The sequence below is a fragment of the Vibrio sp. 10N.261.54.A5 genome, assembly GCF_041471145.1.
GTDB lineage: Bacteria > Pseudomonadota > Gammaproteobacteria > Enterobacterales > Vibrionaceae > Vibrio > Vibrio crassostreae_C.
This window is the reverse complement of sequence record NZ_JBFRNU010000009.1, coordinates 1-22,760: the sequence shown is the minus strand read 5'-3', so window position 1 is coordinate 22,760 and position 22,760 is coordinate 1. Positions and strand designations below refer to the sequence as shown.

Below are 22,760 nucleotides of genomic sequence, written 5' to 3'. Positions count from 1 at the left end.
GAAAAACTCTGACATCGTGTTAGTTGAAGGTGCTGGTGGTTGGCGAGTCCCGGTTTCAGACGATGAATATCTTTCTAGCTGGGTTAAAAAAGAGCAACTGCCAGTGGTACTGACTGTGGGTATTAAACTTGGTTGTTTGAGCCACGCTCTATTAACGGCAGAAGCGATTCGTGCTGATGGCCTAAACCTAGTAGGTTGGGTCGCAAACCGTATCAATCCAGGTACTGAGCACTACGCAGATATTATTGCGATGCTTGAAGATAAGTTAGGTGCACCTAAGTTAGGTGAAATCCCTTACGTCCCAAAAGCGAAGTCTAAAAACATTGGTAAGTACATTGATGTGCAGCCTTTGCTTGCGCTTTAATTACCACGTTATGTACTAAATAAGAAAAGGGCTGCGATTGCAGCCCTTTTGCTATTTTAAGCCTTTAGACCTTGAGTTGATAAACAACCGGTCTTTTAATAAACAAGCTTAGAACTAATGTTCTTTAGTCAGTCCCATTAAAGCTTGCTGAGTTTCTGTGATTTTTGTCTGTGCCGTTTGCGGTGTTAGGATTCCAACCTGCTTTTTCGCTTCTTCTTCAGTAATCCCTAGGTGACAGCACAGTAAATCGATAGCCATTTGAGTGTTAGTACCTTCAACCATGATCCTTCCCTTTTTGTACATGGACTAGCCAATAAATCATCTGAGGTCACTGTAAACGGATTGTTATATCGACACCATACGACTTAGGTCTAATAGACCGTGATTAACTCATCTACAATCTCGTAATCAAATGTTGCAATTTAATGCTTAACCTTGTTTTCTTAATCTAAGACTATATGTATAAGTAAGTATAAGTCTTCAAGGTTGGAATCTATTGCTGTCTGCCTTGTCTATAACAATAAGTTTTATAAAAACAGCTTTCATGCGGAGATAAGTAATGAAGCGAGTAATGTTGTTCCTTGCAACCAACCTTGCGGTTGTATTGGTACTAAGTGTTGTTCTTAATATTGTATATGCAGTCACAGGTATGCAACCAGGAAGCCTTTCAGGCTTGTTGTTAATGGCTGCGGTGTTTGGTTTTGGCGGCTCATTCATCTCATTAATGATGTCAAAGAAAATGGCGCTACGCTCAGTAGGCGGCATGGTCATTGAAAGCCCACGTAACGAAACAGAACATTGGTTGATGGAGACGGTAAGCCGTCAATCTCAACAAGTTGGTATTGGTATGCCAACAGTGGCGATCTACGACTCGCCTGACATCAACGCATTCGCGACAGGTGCTAAGCGTGACGATTCATTGGTCGCAGTATCAACAGGCCTGCTGCACAACATGACGCGTGATGAAGCTGAAGCAGTATTAGCGCATGAAGTGAGCCACATCGCGAACGGTGATATGGTGACCATGACGTTAATGCAAGGTGTAGTGAACACGTTCGTTATCTTCCTATCTCGTTTCATCGCCAACATTGTTGCGTCGAATGACAACGAAGAAGAGGGTGGCAGCAACATGATGGTGTACTTCGGTGTGTCTATGGTGTTGGAATTGGTATTTGGTTTCTTAGCAAGCTTCATTACGATGTGGTACAGCCGTCATCGTGAATTCCATGCCGATGCAGGTGCAGCGAACTTAGTAGGTAAAGAGAAGATGATTGCAGCGCTAGAGCGCCTAAAGGTGAGCCATGAGCCACAACTAGAAGGTTCTATGATGGCATTTGGTATCAACGGTAAGAAGTCTCTAACAGAGCTTCTAATGAGCCACCCACCGCTAGACAAGCGTATTGCGTCTTTACGTAACATGTAATCGCGGCGTATTCTTCAGTCGCTAATCGACTAGATATATTTGAAAGGCTTCCTTCGGGAGGCCTTTTTTGATCTTGTCATTCAAGAGAGTAAGTCTCTGGGAGTTATGTGTCCGAGGGATATGTGTCTGGTGATAGAGGGTTACTGGTGATGAAGCGTTACGATATTCATTGATTGATATCGCACGGACTGATATGAGCAGGGCAATTAGGCGGGATGGCTTTGTATTATTTTGCTAACGACTCTTGTGCTCAATACACTTTGTTCCGCTCAACAAAAAGGCTTCCACATGGGAAGCCTTAGTCTATTCTGTGATTCGAACTTCGAATTTTACAGCTTGTCAGTTAGCTCGATTGCTTGACCGATGTAGTTCGCTGGCGTCATCTCTTTTAGACGTACTTTCTCGTCTGCAGGGATTTCAAGACCATCGATGAATGCACGCATGCCTTCGCCATCTACACGTTTACCACGAGTTAGCTCTTTTAGCTTCTCGTATGGCTTCTCGATGCCGTAACGACGCATTACTGTTTGTACTGGTTCAGCCAATACTTCCCAGTTTTTGTCTAGCTCAGCAAGTAGCGCAGCACGGTTAACTTCAAGCTTGCTAATACCTTTCAGAGTAGAAGTGTATGCAATGATTGCGTAGCCAACACCAACACCTAGGTTACGAAGAACCGTAGAGTCAGTAAGGTCACGCTGCCAGCGAGAAACTGGAAGTTTTTGTGCTAGGTGGCTAAATACTGCGTTCGCTAGACCAAGGTTGCCTTCAGAGTTTTCGAAGTCAATTGGGTTAACTTTATGCGGCATTGTAGAAGAGCCGATTTCGCCAGCAATAGTCTTCTGCTTGAAGTGACCAAGAGCGATGTAGCCCCAAACGTCACGGTCGAAGTCCAGAAGGATTGTGTTGAAACGAGCAACAGCATCAAACAGCTCAGCGATGTAATCGTGAGGTTCGATTTGAGTTGTGTACGGGTTCCAAGTTACGCCAAGAGATTCAGTGATGAACTCTTCGCTGAACTGGTGCCATTCAACTTCTGGGTATGCAGAAAGGTGTGCGTTGTAGTTACCTACAGCACCGTTGATTTTCGCTAGGATCTCAACGTTTTCGATTTGCTTGTATTGACGTTCCATACGGTACGCAACGTTAGCCATCTCTTTACCCATTGTAGAAGGAGAAGCTGGCTGACCGTGTGTACGAGACAGTAATGGAATATCACGGTACTCGTTCGCAAGTGCTTTGATAGCATCAATTACGTTACGGATTTCTGGAAGAATCACTGTATCACGAGCTTCTTTAAGCATAAGCGCGTGAGAGGTGTTGTTGATGTCTTCAGAAGTACATGCAAAGTGAATAAATTCGTTTACAGCGTGAAGTTCAGGAACGCCAGCAACTTTCTCTTTCAAGAAGTACTCAACCGCTTTAACGTCGTGGTTAGTCGTGCGCTCGATCTCTTTGATACGTAGAGCATCTTCTTCACTGAAGTTAGCAGCTAGTTCATCAAGAAACTGGTTAGCTTCTGCACTAAACGCTGGCACTTCTTTGATTGCATCTGTAGCTGCAAGCTTTTGTAACCAACGAACTTCAACGATAGAGCGGTACTTTAGTAGGCCAAACTCACTAAAGATGCTGCGTAATGCAACAGTCTTGCTTCCGTAACGGCCGTCTACTGGTGAAACAGCAGTCAATGCTGACAGTTCCATGGTGTTCTCCTGAATTGAGTTTTCAAAATTTTGAGAGGTTTATACCAGTAACAATCTCAATTGTCACGCATATTGCGCAATCGTTTGCGTGAGAATTGTGTTGGTACAAAAAACAAGCTCGCGACGAGGCGCGAGCTAATAAATTACATGCGAGCTAGCAGGATTTGAGCTTGCTCTATCATCTTCTTGCGACCGAAGATAAGGTGGCGACGTTTACCGCCAACTTGACGCCATAACACAGCGCTTCGAATTCCTGATAGCAGCAGAGCACGAACCTTATGCTGGCTCGACGTCTGTTGAAGTACAGCTGGCGTACCAGAAACCTGAATACGCGGGCCTATAGGGCTCACAACATCTAAGTAGATGCTCGCAAGGTTGCTGATCATTTGCTCGTCAAACAGATCGAAGTGCTCAGTTTGACGCTCTGCAGTTTGAATACGATCGCCAAGCTGTGACATAGAGTCATTGCGAGCAGATAGTTTACGTTCAAGCGCCATCAAGCTGATGATGTAGCGAGTAATGTCGCTACCAGCAGGAGTACTGTCGATACCTTTTACTAAGCATTCAAGGCCTAGCTTCAGGTTTGCCTCACGGCCAAATACACCCACAGTGTTCGCTGGGTTGGTATTTAAAATGGCATTGAGTGAAGCTTCAAAGGCATCTTTATCACAATGGCCGTCTTTCGCTACTTGTTGAACCAAAGCCACAGCTTGGCAAATTCCGGCGAAAGCAATAGTACGGTCATAAAGTGTATTAGCCACGTAGTAACTCCTAGTTGTCTTCTATCGTTTGTCGTTTGATTGATTAGATGCGCTTTTCGATGATACCACCACCAAGACATACTTCGCCTTGGTAAAACACTGCAGATTGACCTGGGGTCACTGCGATTTGTGGCTCATCAAAAATAACCTTAATGTTCTCATCATCAATTGGGATGATTGTACAAGGAATATCTGTTTGACGGTAACGTGTTTTTACCGTGCATGTCATAACTTCAGTAATTGGTGTGCGATTTACCCAATGAAGTTGAGATGCGATCAAGCCTTCTGATTTCAGAAGAGGGTGGTCTTTACCTTGTACTGCGATAAGTACATTACGCTTAAGGTCTTTTTCACCAACAAACCATGGTTCTTCGTTACCGCCACCACCTTTAGTGCCGCCAATATGAAGGCCTTTACGCTGACCTAGCGTGTGGTACATCAAACCTTGGTGTTGACCAATCACTTGGCCTTCAGGTGTTTCGATGTTACCCGGTTGTGCTGGTAGGTATTTGCCTAGGAACTCAGTGAACTTGCGCTCACCGATAAAGCAGATGCCTGTTGAATCTTTCTTCTTAGCTGTGATCAAGTCTTGCTCTTCAGCAATACGTCGCACTTCTGGCTTCTCTAATTCACCGACAGGGAATAGGCTGCGTGCCACTTGATCTGAGCTTAGCGTGTATAGGAAATAACTTTGGTCTTTGTTGCTGTCTAGACCGCGTAGCATTTCTGGTTTTACGCCAGCATCAAGCTCTTCTTGAGTTGGGAAAGTACGACGAACGTAGTGACCCATCGCAATGTAGTCTGCGTCTAGCACTTCATCCGCAAACTCTAAGAATGCTTTAAATTTGATTTCTTTGTTACAAAGAATATCTGGGTTAGGTGTACGACCTGCTTTGTACTCTTCAAGGAAGTATTCGAATACGTTGTCCCAGTATTCTGCAGCAAAGTTGATAGTGTGAAGGTGGATACCTAGTTTGTCACATACCGCTTGAGCATCAGCAAGATCTTCAGCTGCCGTGCAGTATTCTTCGTTATCGTCTTCTTCCCAGTTTTTCATGAAAAGGCCTTCTACCTGATAGCCTTGTTGCTGAAGAAGATACGCCGATACTGACGAATCTACACCGCCGGACATACCGACAATTACTTTCTTTTCGCTGTTTCCAGAGCTGATATCTGACATGTCTAAACACCGTTACTATTACTTGGTCGCAGATTCTAACAGAAAGAGAAACGCCGTGACAGATCCGAGACCGGAATCACAGTTTCATTTGCACAAATAGTGCGCTGACTTTGTTAGAGAATCGCATGAGAGCGAGGTGAGTCGCTAGGATGTCAGAAGTATATGTGGCATAGTCGCTCGAAATCCAAGACCTGAGATAAAAAAATGTCTGAACAAAATGAATTCATGCAAGAAGAAGAGCTGATTGAGATCATCGAGAACCAGCTTGAAGATGGCGAACCAGTGAAAGTGAAAGAGACGTTGATGCGTTTAATGATGACAGGCACTCCACGTGAAGAAGCAATTGCGGCTATGGCATGTGCACTGGCAATTGAAGTATTTGACGTTATGAAAAACGGCGCGGAGTTTAATCAAAAACGTTACGCAGAGCATTTGGGCATGCTGCCTGATTTAAGCTTTATGGAAGGCGAATAAAAAAAACCTTCAGCAAACGTTTGCTATAGTTTGAAAGATTGCCGCGTTAAATATAGCGCGGTAGAATCCGCCACCTATTTCCCCTTGACTTAGACTAGCCCTATGAAATTCCCTGGACAACGTAAATCAAAGCACTACTTTCCGGTTCACGCTCGTGATCCTCTAGTGAGCCAAGCTCAAAGCAGTAAAAGAATGTCACGCACTCATATTATCGGTATTGACCAAACATTGGTGGATATTGAAGCAAAGGTGAGTTCTGAACTTATTGAGAAGTATGGTTTGAGCAAGGGACATTCACTGGTTATTGGCGACGCAGCCGCTGAATCTTTGTATCAAGAATTAAAAGAGCAGTGCCTGATTACCAATGAATACGCTGGTGGCACAATTGGTAACACATTACACAACTATTCAGTGCTAGCGGATGACCGTTCTACACTGTTAGGTGTAATGAGCCAAGATATTAAGATTGGTAGTTACGGTTATCGCTATTTATGTAATACATCAAGCAGAATGGATCTGAACCATTTACAAGGGGTAGATGGCGCAATTGGTCGCTGCTTTGCATTAATTACAGAAGACGGTGAACGTACTTTCGCAATTAGCGAAGGACAAATGAACCAATTAAAACCAGAAAGCATTCCTGAAAAAATCTTCAAAAGTGCTTCTGCTTTAGTTTTAACGGCTTATTTAGTTCGCTGTAAGCCAGGCGACCCGATGCCTGAAGCAACAATGAAAGCGATCGAATACGCGAAGAAATACGATGTGCCAGTCGTTCTTACACTAGGTACTAAGTTCGTTATTCAAGATGATCCAGAATTCTGGAAAGATTTCCTTGAGCAACACGTAACGGTTGTTGCAATGAATGAAGACGAAGCTGAAGCGTTAACGGGTGAAAGCGATCCACTGGCTGCATCAGATAAAGCGCTAGACTGGGTAGACCTTGTTCTATGTACTGCGGGACCTGTTGGCCTATTTATGGCTGGTTATACAGAAGATGCAGCTAAGCGTGAAACGTCACTGCCTTTACTTCCAGGTTCAATTGCGGAATTCAACCGTTTTGAATTTAGCCGTCCTGCGCATAAAGATTTATGTGAAAACCCAACTAAAGTGTATTCGCACATTGCGCCATACATGGGTGGACCAGAAAAGATCAAAAATACCAATGGTGCAGGTGATGCTGCGTTATCAGCTTTATTACATGATATGGCTGCTAATAAGTACCACAAAGAAAACGTGCCAAACTCAAGTAAACACCAACATTCATTCTTGACGTACTCTTCGTTCTCACAAGTTTGTAAATATTCTAACCGTGCTAGCTATGAAGTGTTGGTTCAACACTCTCCACGTTTATCTCGTGGCCTTCCTGAAAGAGAAGATAGCCTAGAAGAAGCGTACTGGGAAAGATAAGTTACTTTCTTTAATCAGTAGTACTATCAGTATCAGTTGGTTTCTAATACTGATAGTACAAATATAAAAAAGGCTCCGAAAGGAGCCTTTTTTGTTTCTGAATATATTGAAGTCGTAAATAATACTTTGGTCGACTTAAATATTAATTCTATCGCTTAGCGTGTAATTGATTACTCACTAAGTAAACTAAATGTTTAGATAGCAAACTCTTCTAGAGATTTACCAGCATCTAGCTGTTCTTGGATAGCTGAAGGCGTACGGCCTTGACCTGTCCAAGTCTTCTCGTCGCCGTTTGCGTCTACGTATTTGTATTTCGCTGGGCGAGGAGCGCGTTTAGCTTTTGTTGTTTTAGATTTTGCTTCACCAGAAAGTGCAGCAATAAGATCGGCAACATCAATTCCGTCTTTTGCAATTTGTTCAGCAATAGCAGAAAGCTTAGCTTCTTGCTCTGCTTTAGCAGCACGCTCTTCAGCTTCAGACTCTTGACGCTCTTGTACAACAATAGTCAGCTTGTCTAGCGCTTCTTCAAGTTGCTCAAGAGTTAATTCACGTGAGAACGCACGAAGGCTGCGGATATTTAATAGAGTTTTTGTTAATTCAGACATGATATTTTCCATCAAGGTAAACTAAATAATCTTCCTAATAATAAACAGAGCCTAGGAATAAAACAAATAGTATTTCTTCTATTACATATTTAAATATAAAAGTGAGATGAATAGTTGAAAATTCAGAGCAGTATTTCTATTGAATTTATAATAATTATTAAGAATATCTTAAAAAATGATATGTGACAGGTGGAGTAGTCAACTTATGTAGACTATTCTTCTATTGATTAGTTCATTAACAAAAAGCTATTTTTCTCGGAATGATATGTTGCATTGTTGCTCTTGATGAGTACAATTGCGGCTACCTGATGCGAGGTGTTGGTTAATTTGTTGTTAAACTCTGGTTTACACGGTTAATAATGTTATCGCACGTAGAGGTGCAATTATAAAAAGTAACTTCCGTTGGGGTGATGCCAATGAACGGGAATGAAAGGTGTAATTGCCGAAGTAAATTGTATATCTAAGCAATTTGCTGGGGTTGTGCTCAATAGGTACAACACTGCCATAGTCTTAATTTTAAACTATGGAGCGCTACTGTAGGGTTGGGTGAAGTGTTCACTTCCCTTTCGCTTAGTTCAACATGAGCTTGGTCAGCCGTATCAAGTTTGTCTGCAGTAGATCTCTAGCCAAATAAAAAACTGGTTTTTGAAGATCATGAATTTAATAGATTTTGCAACATCACCTTTATCTTTGCTTCCGCCCCTTGTGGCTTTGAGCCTTGCTATTGTTACCCGCCGTGTATTGGTTTCTTTGGGTGTCGGTATCATCATGGGTGCGATTCTACTTGCTGATTACTCAGTAGGTAACGCAGCTAGCTACGTGTTTACTAAAGCATCTGGTGTTTTCATCGAAGATGGTGGCATCAACACTTGGAACATGAGCATCATTGCATTCCTAATTATTCTTGGAATGACAACGGCATTATTAACACTGTCTGGCGGTACTCGCGCATTCGCGGAGTGGGCACAGTCTCGCGTTAAGAGTAAACGTGGTTCAAAACTACTTGCTGCTTTCTTAGGTGTATTCATCTTTGTTGATGACTACTTTAACAGCCTAGCGGTTGGTGCTATCTCTCGTCCTGTAACAGACCGCTTCTATGTATCTCGCGCTAAGCTTGCTTATATCCTAGATTCAACTGCTGCTCCTATGTGTGTGATCATGCCTGCTTCTAGCTGGGGTGCTTACATCATCACGATCATTGGTGGCATCTTAGTGACACACGGTGTGACAGAGTATTCTGCACTGGGTGCTTACGTTCGTCTTATCCCAATGAACTTCTACGCTGTATTCGCACTACTAATGGTGTTCGCAGTAGCATGGTTCGGTCTAGACGTTGGTAAGATGCGTGAGCATGAGATCGAAGCATCTCAAGGCCGTGGCTTTGAAGGTGACAACGATCAAAAGCAAGCTCACGATCTAAACGAAGAGTTAGATATCGAAGAGAGCGAAAACGGTTCAGTTTCTGATCTTGTTATGCCAATCGTATCGCTAATTGTAGCGACAGTGGCTGCAATGCTTTACACAGGCGGCCAAGCGCTGGCTGCTGATGGCCAAGCATTCAACCTTCTAGGCGCATTCGAAAACACGGATGTAGGTAAGTCTCTTGTTTACGGTGGTGTTATTGGCTTACTAGTAGCACTAGCGACAGTATTCAAGCAAAAGCTATCTATGACTGATATCGCAAGAACAATGTGGATCGGTGCTAGCTCTATGTTTGGCGCGATTCTGATTCTTGTGTTTGCATGGACTATCGGTTCTGTTATCGGCGACATGAAAACGGGTTCTTACCTATCGTCTCTAGTAACAGGCAGCATTGATTACCACTGGTTACCGGTTATGTTGTTCCTTCTAGCGGGCGTTATGGCGTTCTCTACAGGTACATCTTGGGGTACGTTCGGTATCATGCTACCAATCGCGGGTGATATGGCTGCAGCATCGGATATCGCACTGATTCTTCCAATGCTAAGTGCGGTTCTAGCGGGTGCAGTATTTGGTGACCACTGTTCTCCAATCTCAGATACGACGATTCTGTCTTCTACTGGTGCTCGTTGTAACCACATCGACCACGTCTCGACTCAGCTTCCATACGCGTTGTCTGTAGCGTTCGTATCGTGCATTGGTTTCATCACTCTAGGTATGACATCTTCAATTGGCATCGCATTTGGCGCAGCGTCTCTAACGTTTGTTGCTGTATGTTTTGCATTGGCTTACTTCTCTCGCTGCAAAATGGCGACGTGCAAAAGCTAAAATTGAAAGTTAATCAGTAAACTATCAGGGAGGCGTTTGCCTCCCTTTTTTGTGCCTGTTAATTTAATTTTAAGTTTCGTGAAAAAAGTTCGAATAAATGGTTGAAAAAGGATGTCAGCTTAGTTAGTGTGGAGACAAGACAGCAAACAACCTAAGAGCTGATAAGTATGCGTAAATTAGTAATGAACATTCATCACCATCATCACCCTATCTAGTCTTTCGGGGAGATTTACGTATACCCGGGAGCAAGATTACTCCCGGAGGTTAAGTCAAAAGAATTTAGATTTAAACCCTCGGGATGATAAAGTCCCCGAGGGTTTTTTAGTTTTAGCGCTTTTAAATAATCAATAAATTCAAATATTTGCACAGGGATACAGCAATGCAGACACAACGCCTAAGAATCGCAATTCAAAAGAAAGGTCGCTTAAGTAAAGAGTGCCAAGACCTACTTAAAAAATGTGGTGTTAAATTTAATATCATGGGTGAGCGCCTAGTGGTTCACTCACTAAATATGCCAATCGACTTGTTACTCGTTCGTGATGACGACATCCCAGGTCTTATCATGGATGGTGTAGTTGACCTTGGTTTCATCGGTGAAAATGAACTAGAAGAAGTTCGTCTAGATCGTGTTGCTCTTAAAGAGCCTTCAGAGTTCCGCACACTACGTCGTTTAGACTTCGGTGGTTGCCGCCTTTCAATCGCTATTAATAAAGACGAAGAATACAACGGCCCACAAGACTTAGCGGGCAAACGTATTGCGACAACCTACCCACAACTACTTAAAGCCTACATGGACGAGCAGGGTGTTGAGTTCAGCACTTGTATGCTAACAGGTTCGGTTGAAGTCGCGCCTCGCGCTGGCCTTGCAGACGCTATCGCTGATTTAGTTTCTACAGGTGCAACGCTTGAAGCGAACGGCCTAAAAGAAGCAGAAGCTATCTTCCAATCGAAAGCAACACTGATTCAACGTGTTGGCGACTTCGACGCAGACAAGACCGCACTGATTGAAAAACTACTGACTCGTATGCAGGGTGTTCAACAAGCGAAAGAGTCGAAGTACATCATGCTTCACGCGCCAACCTCTCAACTAGAGCAAATCAAAGCATTACTGCCTGGTGCTGAAGATCCAACGGTTCTTCCTCTATCTACAGACAAAGACAAAGTTGCCGTGCACCTAGTAAGTACAGAGAACTTGTTCTGGGAAACAATGGAACAGCTGAAAGAGTTGGGTGCAAGCTCGATTCTAGTATTACCAATCGAAAAAATGATGGGGTAGTGACGATGAGAACCGTTGTTTGGCAATCTTTAAGTGAATCACAGCAAGACTCGGTATTAGAGCGTCCAGCTATTACTGAAGGTGCAAACATCACAGCGACTGTTTCTGATGTTATTGCAAAAGTACGAAATGAAGGCGATGCCGCGCTTAAAAAGCTGACTGCAAAGTTTGATGGTGTAACTCCAGAATCTATCCGAGTCAGTTCGGGTGAGATTGAAGAGGCGTGTGCTCGTCTAACACCAGAGATGAAGCAAGCGTTAGAGCAAGCTTATAGCAACATTGCGAAGTTTCACGAAGCTCAAAAGCCGCAGCCAATTAAGGTTGAGACACAGCCTGGTGTTGTGTGTGAGCAAGTGACGCGCGCGATTAATACTGTTGGCCTTTATATTCCCGGTGGCAGTGCGCCACTTCCGTCAACGGTTCTTATGTTAGGTGTTCCTGCTCAAATCGCAGGTTGTCGTAAGGTTGTGCTTTGTTCACCTCCGCCAATCGCTGATGAAATCTTGTATGTCGCTAAGCTTTGTAAGATCGACGAAGTTTACAACGTTGGTGGTGGTCAAGCGGTTGCAGCAATGGCTTACGGTACCGAGAGTGTGGCTAAAGTCGATAAGATCTTCGGCCCAGGTAATGCCTACGTTACGGAAGCAAAGCGCCAAGTGAGTAATGACTTCCGCGGAGCAGCTATTGATATGCCAGCTGGCCCATCTGAAGTGTTAGTGATTGCTGATGAAACGGCTGATGCAGACTTCATTGCAGCGGATTTGTTGAGCCAAGCGGAACACGGGCCTGACTCTCAAGTAGTATTGGTAACTCCATCTCCAGTGGTTGCAGACCAAGTAACAGAAGCGGTTCAAAAGCAACTGAAAGAACTGTCTCGTGCGAACATCGCTCAGCAAGCATTGGCTTCAAGCTTAATCATCATTGCTGAATCGATCACTCAAGCGATTGCGATTTCGAATTTCTACGGTCCTGAGCACTTGATCGTTCAAACCAAGAACCCACGTGAATTGCTGCCATTGCTAGATAATGCAGGCTCAATTTTCCTTGGTGACTGGTCTCCAGAATCTGCAGGTGACTACGCATCCGGCACAAACCACGTTCTTCCGACTTACGGTTATACCAAGACGTATTCAAGCCTAGGTTTGGCTGATTTCTCTAAGCGAATGACGGTGCAGGAGCTAACAGCCGATGGGTTGAAAGGCCTAGCGCCAACAGTAGTAACAATGGCGGAAGCCGAAGGTTTGGATGCACACAAACGCGCTGTGACTATCCGAGTTGAAAAGTTAAATAAAGCGAAATAAGGGTAGGGCATGGAAAAGTTAGCAAGAAAACAAGTTCAGGCTCTAACACCTTACTTGTCTGCAAGACGCATAGGCGGTACTGGTGATGTATGGCTAAACGCCAACGAATCTCCGTTTGATAACGAGTACAACCTGAACTTGTCTCGTCTTAACCGTTACAGCGAATGTCAGCCAAAAGAGCTGATTGATGCTTACGCTCAATACGCAGGCGTGAAATCAGAGCAAACTCTGACAACGCGTGGTGCTGACGAAGGTATTGAATTACTGATTCGTGCTTTCTGTGAGCCGAACGAAGACGCTATTCTTTACTGCCCACCCACTTACGGTATGTACGCAATCAGTGCAGAGACGATTGGTGTTGTGCGTAAGGTTGTGCCTCTGACTTCTGAATGGCAATTGGATCTTCCAGCTATCGAAGCTCAGCTCGACAACGTAAAAGTGGTGTTTGTTTGTAGCCCAAATAACCCAACCGGTAATTTGGTTGATCGCAAAGACATCATCAAGTTGCTTGAAATGACACAAGACAAAGCGATTGTGGTGATGGATGAAGCGTATATCGATTTTTGTCCAGAAGCGTCAACCGTTGATTTGCTTGAGCAATATCCAAACCTAGCGATTCTGCGCACCTTGTCGAAGGCCTTTGCTTTGGCGGGCTTACGTTGTGGCTTTACGCTAGCGAACAAAGAGCTTATCGATGTACTGTTGAAAGTGATTGCTCCTTATCCAGTGCCAATCCCTGTTGCTGACATTGCCGTTCAAGCACTTTCAGAGCAAGGACTCGCGCGAGCTAAGTTCCAAGTTCTGGATTTAAGTGCTAACCGAGCGTATTTGCAGGCGGGTCTATTAGGTATGCCTCAAGTGACGGTTTTTGATGGCTGGGGTAACTACTTACTGGTGAAATTCCCGAACGGCGATGAGTTATTTAAAGCGGCTTGGGATACGGGCATTATTTTGCGTAATTCACCTATTGAAGACTGTGTTCGTATTAGTATTGGTAACCGCGAAGAGTGCGAAAAGACACTTGGATTCATTCGTAACTTTTATCAGTAATGAAAGGCTTACCAGTAATAACATTTGCCAGTTTGAGTTGATTAATTGGGCTGGCAAGTGAAACCAATATTTTGGGTTAGCGTTTGATTTTAGCTAGGCCACCAGATTTAAAATTAAAAGGAAGTTCAAGTGAGTAAACAACAGAAAATACTTTTTATAGACCGTGACGGCACCTTAATTGTTGAGCCGCCAGTTGACTTTCAAGTAGACCGTTTAGACAAGCTAAAATTCGAACCGCGAGTAATTCCTAGCCTGCTTGCTTTGCAAGATGCTGGTTACCGTCTAGTGATGGTGACTAACCAAGATGGTTTAGGTACCGATAGCTACCCACAAGAAGATTTCGATGCACCACACAATATGATGATGGAGTTCTTCGAATCTCAAGGCGTTAAGTTTGACGACGTGCTTATTTGCCCTCACTTTGACGAAGACAACTGCTCTTGCCGTAAGCCTAAACTGGGTATGGTTAAAGAGTACCTACAAGGCGGTAAAGTCGATTTCCAACACTCTGTTGTGATTGGCGACCGAATGACGGATCTTCAACTGGCAGAGAACATGGCAATCCGCGGTATTCAATATAGCCCGGATGCGGAAACTGAAGGCACGCTTAACTGGCCACAAATCGTTAAAGATCTGACGGTTAATGCGCGTATTGCTGAAGTAGTTCGTACCACTAAAGAAACAGATATCAAGGTTGCAGTAAACCTTGATGAAACCGGTGGCAACAAGATCGATACCGGCATGGGTTTCTTCGACCACATGCTTGATCAAATCGCGACACACGGTGGTTTCCAAATGAACCTGACTGTGAAAGGCGATCTGCACATCGATGATCACCACACAGTCGAAGATACCGCTCTTGCTTTAGGCCAAGCATTGAAAGATGCACTAGGCGACAAACGTGGTATTGGCCGTTTTGGTTTCAGCCTACCAATGGATGAGTGTTTGGCTCAGTGTGCGTTAGACCTTTCTGGTCGTCCATACCTGAAGTTCGATGCTAAGTTCAGCCGTGAGCAAGTGGGTGATCTTTCAACCGAGATGGTGGTTCACTTCTTCCGTTCTCTAACTGATACATTGGCTTGTACGCTACACCTTTCTTCTGATGGCAATAATGATCACCACATCATTGAGAGCCTGTTCAAAGCGTTTGGCCGTACTCTTCGCCAAGCAATCAAAGTTGAAGGTAACGAGTTACCAAGCAGCAAAGGCGTTCTGTAAGGGTTCGGTATGAAAGAGCAAAAAGTCGTTATTATTGATACTGGTTGTGCCAACGTTTCATCGGTGAAGTTTGCGATTGAACGTTTGGGCTACGCAGTTGAAATTTCAAAAGAACCAGAAGTGGTTCTTGCTGCCGACAAGCTATTCCTACCCGGTGTAGGTACAGCAAGTGAGGCAATGAAGAACCTGCAAGAGCGTGACCTTGTTACCCTTGTCAAGCAAGTTGAGAAGCCTCTGCTGGGTATCTGTCTAGGTATGCAGCTGTTAGGCAAACTGTCTCAAGAGAAAGGTCAAAAGGCTGATGAGTTAGTTGAATGCCTAGGTTTGTGTGATGGTGAAGTTCGTTTACTTGAAACGGGCGACTTGCCATTACCACACATGGGTTGGAACACCGTAACGGCAACACCTAATCATCCTCTATTTAAAGACATTGAAGAAGGCGAATACTTCTACTTTGTTCATAGCTTCGCAATGCCAGTGGGCGACTACACAATCGCACAATGTGATTACGGTAATCCGTTCACTGCGGCGGTTCAAAGTGGCAATTATTATGGTGTTCAGTTCCACCCAGAGCGATCTTCGAAAGCTGGCTCTAAGCTGATTCAGAACTTCTTGGAATTGTAATAAGGATTAGGCAGCGGCTAACGTTGCCATATAAGGAATGTAAATGATTATTCCCGCGTTAGATTTAATTGAAGGCCAAGTAGTTCGCTTATTCCAAGGAGACTACGGGCAAGTAACAGAATACAAAGTAGACCCAGCAGAGCAGTTTAATCTGTACCACCAAGCTGGCGCTGGCTGGCTGCACCTTGTTGACTTAACGGGCGCAAAAGACACAACGGCTCGTCAGTTAGACTTGATTGCTAAGCTCCTTGCTAGCACGCCTGCGAACATCCAGATTGGTGGTGGCGTGCGTAACGAACAAGATGTCGTTGATCTGCTAGAAGCTGGCGCACAGCGCGTTGTGGTTGGTTCTACAGCCGTTAAGCAACCTGAGTTGGTGAAAGGTTGGATGGAGAAGTATGGCGCGGAAAAAATCGTGCTGGCTCTAGACATCAACATTGATGAAAGCGGCACACGTAAAGTGGCGATTTCAGGTTGGCAAGAAGATTCAGGTGTGACTATTGAAGCGCTGATTGAAGACTACCTCACGGTTGGCCTTAAACACGTGCTGTGTACCGATATTTCACGTGACGGCACGCTAGAAGGATCAAACGTAGAGCTCTATGTTGATCTTTGTAAGCAGTACCCACAAGTGCAATTCCAATCATCGGGCGGCATTGGCAGCCTAGCTGATATCGAAGCGCTTAAAGGCAGCGGTGTTGCGGGTGTGATTGTGGGTCGTGCGCTACTTGATGGCAAGTTTACCGCAGAGGAGGCATTTGCATGTTGGCAAAGCGCATAATTCCTTGCGATATGCTAAGTTGTTGATTTGTATTTTTTGCTTCTAGTTAACCAAAAATAGCAGGTAAGTATAAAAACCCACTTAAATTAATAACTTAGGTGGGTTTTTTGATGTTTTAATTTACTATTGACATTGTCGATGTATAAAGTTTGACGAATTTCCATATTTCTCATGCTGATTTCTTGCTGATTTTTCAGCTTGTGTTTGCTATCGTAAGTGTGAATTACTATGCAGGTGACTATTTATGCAGATACATGAGTATACGGGACGAATTGAACAACTTATCGATCAGTTAGCGAAAGAAACATTTGCTCCTGGCTTGTACCGCCCAGATAAAAGTTGGGTACTGATTGAGATAACTCGCTCTGCTATGAACTATGTGTATTTAGGTCGGCCTAAGGCATTCCCGCTCAATGTAGATTGGAAATATACACTGGGTAAGCTTGAACTTTCTGCTTCGAAAAATGAAATACTTCAAGAACGCATAAGAGTTCAAGTTCTTGCTCAAAATTTAAAGTCTGACTTAAAAGAAAACCTTCTACCTGCTCAAGGAATTAAAGTAACGAAAAGTATTTGCTCACTGGAGTTTACTGATACCTCGGTTGAAACTCAGCTCAAACGAGTATTTGCATTACGTAGTTTGACTGGTTATGAGAAGACGGTTATTAGATACAAAGATTCCTCAACTAACTCTCAAGATCTTAAGTTGGAAGTATCAGCAACAGGAAAAGCATCATTCTATATTACTTATCGATTAAGAGGTAAAGATGGTAAGTTAGGTCATCAGACAGCTAAAGTGGTGGCAAATGCTAGAACTGAATCTGTAGAACAAGCAAGACAAAATGCTGCCCACATTCGCAATACATTTATTAAAAAAAACAAGGAAGTCCCTGCTACTCATTTCTATGAAAATAAAGCCATTAAGACCTTTCGTGAACTTCATGAGATGCAGGTGAGGGGAGAACGTGGTCAAGAGTTGAAGCAAAGTACAGTTAATGAGTACGATAGAATTGCTTTTAACTATTTAGGTACGAAAAAAGACTACCTGTCTTATAAAGCTCAGCGACAAACTGACTTTAAATATCCAAATAAGAAAACCAAAGACTATTTTGTTGGGATTGGTATCTTAGATCGAGATTTTAACTCACTAACCTTCACTGAAGCGAAAAAGCTTCATAGCCAGCTTCGTAAGGCTATTGAAAAGAATCAGCATCAAAATAATAAACAGCCGACTGGTAGACAAGCTGACAAAGTATTTACGTACGTTAGAACTCTTATCGATAAGGGTAACTTGCTAATGCAAGAGCATGATTCTAGCTGGGATATGCGAAACTCTATTATACTCTTTTCTAAAGAAAAAACTTGGGTGAATCCTGGTGGCAACTCAGTTAGGAAGGATAAAACGTTACCTGATCAAAACTATCCTACAATGTGGCGAGGTGTACAAGAGCTGCGCAGTTATCGACTTGAAAAAAACGAATCAACTTCTAATCTACGTAATACTAAAACGGATGTACGAAGTTATAAACTTAACTCATTATTTTTTGAGTTTCTTATGTTCACAGGTTTTCGTCCTGAAGATGCAGTACGTATAGAATGGTCTCAAGTTGACCTCAGGGAAGGATCAATCACATGGAAAGAAGAGCAACGTAAAAATATCAAAAATCATAATGGGATTAGCGATGATAACTTTGTTTTATTCTTAAACAATCAAGCCCTTAAAATAGTTAAGGCATTGAAATCACTCTATGGACAGTTCTGTGAAGAGGTTTCTAAACCTTATGATACTAAAATCCAAAGCCTCAAGGATATGAATACAATCGATTTTGTGGCAATAAAAGCAGTAGAGCAAGAACGAGATGTTAAGGTAAGTGAATTAGCTTGTCATCGCTACCTACTATGCAATGCCTATCTGAATAATAAAATGAACGCAAATCCTTCCATGTTTATTGACCGATTGAAAGAGTCAACTGGCCTGCGCATTACTGCTGGATCATTCCGTGCTATGTTTCAACAGAAAGCCGCTGAAGTTGGCTTAAAAGATTATGAAATAAAACGCTTGGTTTTTCACAAAATGAACGTTAATAAGGCTGATGTGCAAGCAGGTTATAACATGACGTCAGCAAGTTATCTTAAACGAATTAGTCAAAAAGTAGCTAACAAAATTTCATCTTTATGTAATGCAGAGTTTGAACAAGACACGTTTATGTATATCGACTCTAGTATGGCGAAGCGAATCTATGCAGCACTAGATCTTGAACAGAAAGAATCTGATTTATCAGTCGAGTTAATGTCAGATGACGAATATGATGCTTATGTAGAAGCTGAACAGCGTACGATTGAAGAAAATGCACAAATGATGTTGGAAGATTTCTTGGTGCTAATGAAAGATCCAGGTGTTAAGTCAGCGGTTGAGAATTTGAATCGTTATAAAAATCGACACTACAAATTGAGTTAACACTTATGATTTATAAGGTGATTAAAAATCCCCCCAAAAAACTGGTAGATATTTATGTGGGTAAAAGATCTACAATTCCTCAAACCTTGATGAATCAAGATATAACTCGTGTAGTACGAAGTGGGGTGAAAGCCCTAGGGGAAGTTATTGATATACATCGTGCAAAAGACAACGATATCAATAGTGTTTATTTCCCATTTTCTTGCGCTTTTGCTGAAAAAATAGCACTGATATGTATAAAACGTAATGTTTTGATTATTGATTCTGATACGGATAAAAGGTTAGTTTCTCAATCTAAAGAGCTTCCTAAACTTGCGTATCTACTTTCTGTATATAAAGAGTTCCCAAGTTCAAAAGAGATTAAGGCTCTTGTTTATGCTGCGGTAAAAAGTATTACAGCCCCTTTACAAAGAAATCAAGCAATATCGCTAGTAGCTGATGAGCTTAATAAACATGAACAAGAAATTAAATCAATAATTAATCTGTCACCTTGCCCAGTCAAAAAGGCTGTACAAGAAACAGTATCGATAGAAACTTCTTATCCATTTGACCCTCTTAAACCCATGCGTTTTGGAGCTTTTGATGAATATAACCGAGGTGTATTCGTTGTACGAGCAGGCACGGGAACAGGTAAAACATATCATGCGATTCGCATGTGTATGAGAGAGAAGAAAAAAGGGAGAAAAACAGCACTTATTAGTAATTTGATCAGTGTCGTTAGGCAACATAAGCCAAAAAATGTGAAGCTCGCTATTTATGATGATGAGATGCATAAAATTGAAGATGCAGATCATTTCAGTTTGACTATCAACGCTATTGTCAATGACTTTCATTATTATAAGTTGAAACAGACTGACACGATTATCTTTGATGAGTGCGAGAAAGTTCTTCAAGCCTTATATGACCCAAATGTGACTTACATACCACTAAAGCAAAAATTAACTATTCGTAGTCGAATAGGCGAGTTGCTAGAGGATAGAAAGAGAAAGCTAATTTTTATGGATGCGGATGCAAGTGATAAAGTAACAAGTACCTTTGTTAACGAGTATCGAAAGAGTATAGCTGATATAACCATAGTCAACTTTCCTACTACACTGTATCAAAATATTGAAGCTCATGTTGAAGAATTAGTCGAAGTAACAGAAACATTAATTTCTAAAAAGTTGTTGGACTCTAAAAGTCAATTTATCGCATGTGATAGTCGTAGAATGATAGAAAGATTATTATCTGAAAGCGGCTATAAAGATAAATCGGGGTATGCTTGTATTAAATCTGCGCTTAAGTCAGGTATTTTAGTAGTACATAGCCAAGTTAAATCATTCAAAGAACAAGCCGATTTTTTAAAAAATCCGAATGAAGAAATAGCCAAGTATAGAACCGTTATTGTGAGTCCTAGTTTACGTGAAGGGTTTGACATAAAAACACCATTTTGTGATGAAGTTATGGTGTTAAGTAATAATGTATTGCAACCACTTCAGCTCATACAATTAGCTAGAAGATTACGTAAAGCAAGTAAGATTAGGTTTGCAGTATCACATAAAGTTAATATGTGGTCTGATATCACTGAGTTGGGTGTTGCTCAAAAGGAAAATGAAACGATAGATGATAGACTCGAGCGCGAATTTATAAAGCGTGAGGCTCTATTAAAATTTGACCAACCACTTGCTTTAAAAGAAACGTTAAAAGCACTAGGTTTTAATGTAATAGTACATCCGATATCATTATCTGCGCTACACTCGGAGAAAACTCCGACTATAAAAGAAGAAGAGCAGGAAAGTATACCGAAAGCAAGAGTGTTAAAAGATTCTGAATACTATCAGCTTAAAACTAGTTCAGCATTAACGGTCACAGATCGTTTTGCCCTCCAGCGCTGGGAGATTGCAAAAACTCTAGATATACCAGTTAAAGATGTAATTAAAGAAGTTGTTGAATTTTATCATATGTTTGATATTGAAGCTGCAAAACTATTCCTACAAGTAACACATGGTGTAAAAGAAACCCACCCTGCTTATAAACTGGTTAGTATTGCATCTGCTTTGCAATTAAGTGAGTTGACTACAGATAGTACATTTGAAATTTTAAATAGCGTGGACAAGAAAAGCTTATTTAAAAGCATAATCATAAACAAAGAGAATTTCATTAATTGTTTTGATAAACGCCATCAAAACATGCTTATGAAAATGGATATTAAGGATAAAGATAAACCCAATACAGCCACAACTCGACTAAACATACTTCTGAAAATACTGGGAATAGAGCACGGAACTCCTATTGGTAATACAAAGAATAAGCGAGTACCGTATTACTTTCATCCATTAGCAAAGAGAGCTTTATCAAAGCAGGATGATTAGTAAAGCATAGGCAAAAGTTAAAGGGTCACAAAAAAATTTTATTCTTACAATACGTTAAACTTTATGACCCTTATCAATAGAGGCTGATGCGATAGAAAGGACACACTGCTGGCAGTGTGTTTTTCCTATAGAGAGCTAGGTTGATTTACTACTTGCTATCTTGAATAACTAACCCAATAAAGATTAGTAGCAGGACTACAACACTAACCTTTTCATGCTAAATTAGAGGGGGATCATAAACAATAGTAATTATTTAAATAGATTTTCACTTTATGACCCCCTGGTAAGGATGTTAAACTGTGTTTGTATGAAGTAATAGTGGAGATCAAAATTGTATACCTCCACTTGGCTAATATATTTAGTCGACCATTTCCTATGAGAGGTATGTATGTTTGAACAAGAGTTCCATTACGAATCAAATGAGCAGATGCTTGACAGAGATAAACGTCTCTTAGTCCTACTTACCGCTAAAGATCATCTAAAGACGGCATTCATACAGAAAACGAAAGAAGATTTTCACCAAAAGATTCTTGATGGCTTAAACAGTGGTGAATTGGACAGAAGCTATGTTGAAGCGATAAAAGATAACCACGATCTTTCCACATACCGCTTGTTAACTCATAAGTCCCTGGCGAAAGAAGCACAAATAATTTTGTTCCTTATCTCATGCACCCTCCGAAGAATGAAAGACTTCCTTAGTGCCGATGATTTGGCACATATCTTAGCTAAACATGACGGAATTTCGTTCGAGTACAAATTTTCTCACTAACTACATGTTGTTTCACTGTATTTGTATGAGGCAATCAATTGGCAGAGGGTAAGGCTATGGCAGCTACAATAAAAATCGATTCAACGGGATACCAGATCGAACTAATGCCAGTGTTTGTTGGATGTCGATTTACTTTCAAGCCTGTAAACCCAAACCACTATCCACCTTTTGCACAAAATGCTATCGAACAAGCTGAATCCTTAATGACACAGCTAGAAGTTCTAGACCTGCTACTATCGTCAACTTCAATCCACAGTCATTTCCACATCGTCACCAGTGATAATGGTGTTTCAATTCAATCATTAGATAAAAAGATGTTGGCTCTTTATGATGCAATGCAAGGAGAATTGTTGACTTTCAACCATTTTGAACCAGAAGTTGCACAAGAACTGATAAAGCGAGCGATGAATGAAAGTATCAAGCAACATTAAGTTGAGCCTTAGATAAGGCTAGGAGAGGCGTTTATGAGCGAGAAACACATTCTGAGAATGATTGATGAAAGTGCTGATGATTTGCTTATAAAAATGTCTGACCAACTGTTTGAACAAGCTTATCAGCTCACCACCTTAAGGTTAGCGCCTGAAAAAATACGACATCAAGTATTGTTCACGGATGATCGTTGTCAGTTTGTCCTGTCCAACTTTTTATATCACCGAAAACTTAAGAACATAACCATAAATAAAACATCACTTTTTAATAAGGTAAGAGATCTTCAAGAGCAATTAATTGTCGATCTAGAGTCTCGTAATTTAGTATAACTTATTATACTTC

At 41.9% G+C, this 22,760-nt stretch carries 21 protein-coding genes, 1 riboswitch and 1 other annotated feature; of the genes, 16 read left to right on the top strand and 5 right to left on the bottom strand.

What is annotated here, in order from left to right:
* A partial coding sequence (bioD, locus tag AB4329_RS02895) for an ATP-dependent dethiobiotin synthetase BioD (protein ID WP_372137643.1) occupies nt 1-364 on the top strand: 364 nt, incomplete at its 5' end.
* A gap of 114 nt (nt 365-478) precedes the next feature.
* On the opposite strand, the gene AB4329_RS02890 is transcribed toward bioD, so the two are convergent.
* A complete protein-coding gene (locus AB4329_RS02890) occupies nt 479-646 on the bottom strand; it encodes a hypothetical protein (protein WP_017060256.1) in 168 nt (55 codons plus the stop codon).
* A 277-nt stretch (nt 647-923) separates the two neighbouring features.
* Between AB4329_RS02890 and htpX the strand changes: the two genes are divergently transcribed.
* Nucleotides 924-1,787 carry a protease HtpX gene (gene htpX, locus AB4329_RS02885; protein WP_010439977.1) on the top strand — a complete coding sequence of 288 codons (864 nt, stop codon included), beginning with the start codon at nt 924-926 and terminating at the stop codon, nt 1,785-1,787.
* 329 nt (nt 1,788-2,116) lie between these two features.
* Here the strand turns inward: htpX and purB are convergent, their stop codons facing one another.
* The 3 genes from purB to mnmA form a co-directional block, all read right to left on the bottom strand.
* Nucleotides 2,117-3,487 carry an adenylosuccinate lyase gene (purB, locus tag AB4329_RS02880; protein WP_017083261.1) on the bottom strand — a complete coding sequence of 457 codons (1,371 nt, stop codon included), beginning with the start codon at nt 3,485-3,487 and terminating at the stop codon, nt 2,117-2,119.
* A gap of 143 nt (nt 3,488-3,630) precedes the next feature.
* Nucleotides 3,631-4,248, bottom strand: a complete 618-nt coding sequence (gene hflD, locus AB4329_RS02875) for a high frequency lysogenization protein HflD (protein WP_372137642.1) — start codon at nt 4,246-4,248, stop codon at nt 3,631-3,633.
* 43 nt (nt 4,249-4,291) lie between these two features.
* Entirely contained in the window at nt 4,292-5,428 is a 1,137-nt protein-coding gene (gene mnmA / locus AB4329_RS02870; RefSeq protein WP_017060260.1) for a tRNA 2-thiouridine(34) synthase MnmA, read from the bottom strand.
* Nucleotides 5,429-5,632: 204 nt separating this feature from the next.
* Here mnmA and AB4329_RS02865 point away from each other — a divergent pair, with 204 nt between their 5' ends.
* Both AB4329_RS02865 and AB4329_RS02860 read left to right on the top strand, forming a co-directional pair.
* On the top strand, nt 5,633-5,902 hold the full coding sequence (locus AB4329_RS02865; RefSeq protein WP_010439986.1) for a hypothetical protein: 270 nt from the start codon (nt 5,633-5,635) through the stop codon (nt 5,900-5,902).
* Nucleotides 5,903-6,004: 102 nt separating this feature from the next.
* On the top strand, nt 6,005-7,309 hold the full coding sequence (locus AB4329_RS02860; RefSeq protein ID WP_017060261.1) for an inosine/guanosine kinase: 1,305 nt from the start codon (nt 6,005-6,007) through the stop codon (nt 7,307-7,309).
* A gap of 194 nt (nt 7,310-7,503) precedes the next feature.
* Here AB4329_RS02860 and AB4329_RS02855 read toward each other — a convergent pair whose 3' ends face one another.
* Nucleotides 7,504-7,914 carry an H-NS family nucleoid-associated regulatory protein gene (locus tag AB4329_RS02855; RefSeq protein WP_017060262.1) on the bottom strand — a complete coding sequence of 137 codons (411 nt, stop codon included), beginning with the start codon at nt 7,912-7,914 and terminating at the stop codon, nt 7,504-7,506.
* Between the two features lie 364 nt (nt 7,915-8,278).
* Nucleotides 8,279-8,456, top strand: a riboswitch (Lysine riboswitch).
* A gap of 112 nt (nt 8,457-8,568) precedes the next feature.
* Here AB4329_RS02855 and AB4329_RS02850 point away from each other — a divergent pair.
* The 12 genes from AB4329_RS02850 (at nt 8,569) to AB4329_RS02795 (ending at nt 22,747) form a co-directional block, all read left to right on the top strand.
* Entirely contained in the window at nt 8,569-10,161 is a 1,593-nt protein-coding gene (locus AB4329_RS02850; protein WP_017060263.1) for a Na+/H+ antiporter NhaC family protein, read from the top strand.
* A 190-nt stretch (nt 10,162-10,351) separates the two neighbouring features.
* Nucleotides 10,352-10,487, top strand: a sequence feature (His leader region).
* A gap of 53 nt (nt 10,488-10,540) precedes the next feature.
* Entirely contained in the window at nt 10,541-11,437 is an 897-nt protein-coding gene (gene hisG / locus AB4329_RS02845; protein ID WP_017060264.1) for an ATP phosphoribosyltransferase, read from the top strand.
* Nucleotides 11,437-12,738 carry a histidinol dehydrogenase gene (gene hisD / locus AB4329_RS02840; RefSeq protein ID WP_017065318.1) on the top strand — a complete coding sequence of 434 codons (1,302 nt, stop codon included), beginning with the start codon at nt 11,437-11,439 and terminating at the stop codon, nt 12,736-12,738. Before hisG ends, hisD begins: the two co-directional genes overlap by 1 nt.
* A 9-nt stretch (nt 12,739-12,747) precedes the next feature.
* Nucleotides 12,748-13,788 (top strand): histidinol-phosphate transaminase, encoded by a 1,041-nt coding sequence (hisC, locus tag AB4329_RS02835; protein WP_372137641.1) that lies wholly within the window; start codon nt 12,748-12,750, stop codon nt 13,786-13,788.
* A gap of 129 nt (nt 13,789-13,917) precedes the next feature.
* On the top strand, nt 13,918-15,006 hold the full coding sequence (gene hisB / locus AB4329_RS02830; protein WP_017067390.1) for a bifunctional histidinol-phosphatase/imidazoleglycerol-phosphate dehydratase HisB: 1,089 nt from the start codon (nt 13,918-13,920) through the stop codon (nt 15,004-15,006).
* Between the two features lie 9 nt (nt 15,007-15,015).
* The gene (gene hisH / locus AB4329_RS02825; protein ID WP_017060268.1) at nt 15,016-15,630 is read left to right on the top strand and encodes an imidazole glycerol phosphate synthase subunit HisH; all 615 of its coding nucleotides are present in this window, start codon (nt 15,016-15,018) and stop codon (nt 15,628-15,630) included.
* Nucleotides 15,631-15,673: 43 nt separating this feature from the next.
* Nucleotides 15,674-16,411: a 1-(5-phosphoribosyl)-5-[(5-phosphoribosylamino)methylideneamino]imidazole-4-carboxamide isomerase gene (gene hisA, locus AB4329_RS02820; RefSeq protein ID WP_136981599.1), complete on the top strand. Its 738-nt coding sequence runs from the start codon at nt 15,674-15,676 to the stop codon at nt 16,409-16,411.
* 244 nt (nt 16,412-16,655) lie between these two features.
* Nucleotides 16,656-18,869, top strand: coding sequence for a hypothetical protein (locus tag AB4329_RS02815; protein WP_372137640.1), 2,214 nt, complete (start codon nt 16,656-16,658; stop codon nt 18,867-18,869).
* 5 nt (nt 18,870-18,874) lie between these two features.
* Nucleotides 18,875-21,220, top strand: a complete 2,346-nt coding sequence (locus AB4329_RS02810) for a hypothetical protein (RefSeq protein WP_372137639.1) — start codon at nt 18,875-18,877, stop codon at nt 21,218-21,220.
* 388 nt (nt 21,221-21,608) lie between these two features.
* Nucleotides 21,609-21,989, top strand: a complete 381-nt coding sequence (locus AB4329_RS02805) for a hypothetical protein (RefSeq protein WP_372137638.1) — start codon at nt 21,609-21,611, stop codon at nt 21,987-21,989.
* Between the two features lie 56 nt (nt 21,990-22,045).
* The gene (locus tag AB4329_RS02800) at nt 22,046-22,420 is read left to right on the top strand and encodes a hypothetical protein (RefSeq protein WP_372137637.1); all 375 of its coding nucleotides are present in this window, start codon (nt 22,046-22,048) and stop codon (nt 22,418-22,420) included.
* Between the two features lie 33 nt (nt 22,421-22,453).
* The gene (locus AB4329_RS02795; protein ID WP_372137636.1) at nt 22,454-22,747 is read left to right on the top strand and encodes a hypothetical protein; all 294 of its coding nucleotides are present in this window, start codon (nt 22,454-22,456) and stop codon (nt 22,745-22,747) included.
* The last annotated feature ends 13 nt before the right edge of the window (nt 22,748-22,760 follow it).

What these genes read in the sequence shown, in the direction of transcription:
- AB4329_RS02855 (WP_017060262.1), bottom strand. Translation starts at nt 7,914, where the DNA reads ATGTCTGAATTAACAAAAACTCTATTAAATATCCGCAGCCTTCGTGCG.
- AB4329_RS02805 (WP_372137638.1), top strand. Translation starts at nt 21,609, where the DNA reads ATGTTTGAACAAGAGTTCCATTACGAATCAAATGAGCAGATGCTTGAC.
- hisG (WP_017060264.1), top strand. Translation starts at nt 10,541, where the DNA reads ATGCAGACACAACGCCTAAGAATCGCAATTCAAAAGAAAGGTCGCTTA.
- AB4329_RS02815 (WP_372137640.1), top strand. Translation starts at nt 16,656, where the DNA reads ATGCAGATACATGAGTATACGGGACGAATTGAACAACTTATCGATCAG.
- purB (WP_017083261.1), bottom strand. Translation starts at nt 3,487, where the DNA reads ATGGAACTGTCAGCATTGACTGCTGTTTCACCAGTAGACGGCCGTTAC.
- AB4329_RS02890 (WP_017060256.1), bottom strand. Translation starts at nt 646, where the DNA reads ATGGTTGAAGGTACTAACACTCAAATGGCTATCGATTTACTGTGCTGT.
- hisC (WP_372137641.1), top strand. Translation starts at nt 12,748, where the DNA reads ATGGAAAAGTTAGCAAGAAAACAAGTTCAGGCTCTAACACCTTACTTG.
- hisH (WP_017060268.1), top strand. Translation starts at nt 15,016, where the DNA reads ATGAAAGAGCAAAAAGTCGTTATTATTGATACTGGTTGTGCCAACGTT.
- AB4329_RS02800 (WP_372137637.1), top strand. Translation starts at nt 22,046, where the DNA reads ATGGCAGCTACAATAAAAATCGATTCAACGGGATACCAGATCGAACTA.
- mnmA (WP_017060260.1), bottom strand. Translation starts at nt 5,428, where the DNA reads ATGTCAGATATCAGCTCTGGAAACAGCGAAAAGAAAGTAATTGTCGGT.
- AB4329_RS02795 (WP_372137636.1), top strand. Translation starts at nt 22,454, where the DNA reads ATGAGCGAGAAACACATTCTGAGAATGATTGATGAAAGTGCTGATGAT.
- AB4329_RS02865 (WP_010439986.1), top strand. Translation starts at nt 5,633, where the DNA reads ATGTCTGAACAAAATGAATTCATGCAAGAAGAAGAGCTGATTGAGATC.
- htpX (WP_010439977.1), top strand. Translation starts at nt 924, where the DNA reads ATGAAGCGAGTAATGTTGTTCCTTGCAACCAACCTTGCGGTTGTATTG.
- AB4329_RS02860 (WP_017060261.1), top strand. Translation starts at nt 6,005, where the DNA reads ATGAAATTCCCTGGACAACGTAAATCAAAGCACTACTTTCCGGTTCAC.
- AB4329_RS02810 (WP_372137639.1), top strand. Translation starts at nt 18,875, where the DNA reads ATGATTTATAAGGTGATTAAAAATCCCCCCAAAAAACTGGTAGATATT.
- AB4329_RS02850 (WP_017060263.1), top strand. Translation starts at nt 8,569, where the DNA reads ATGAATTTAATAGATTTTGCAACATCACCTTTATCTTTGCTTCCGCCC.
- hisA (WP_136981599.1), top strand. Translation starts at nt 15,674, where the DNA reads ATGATTATTCCCGCGTTAGATTTAATTGAAGGCCAAGTAGTTCGCTTA.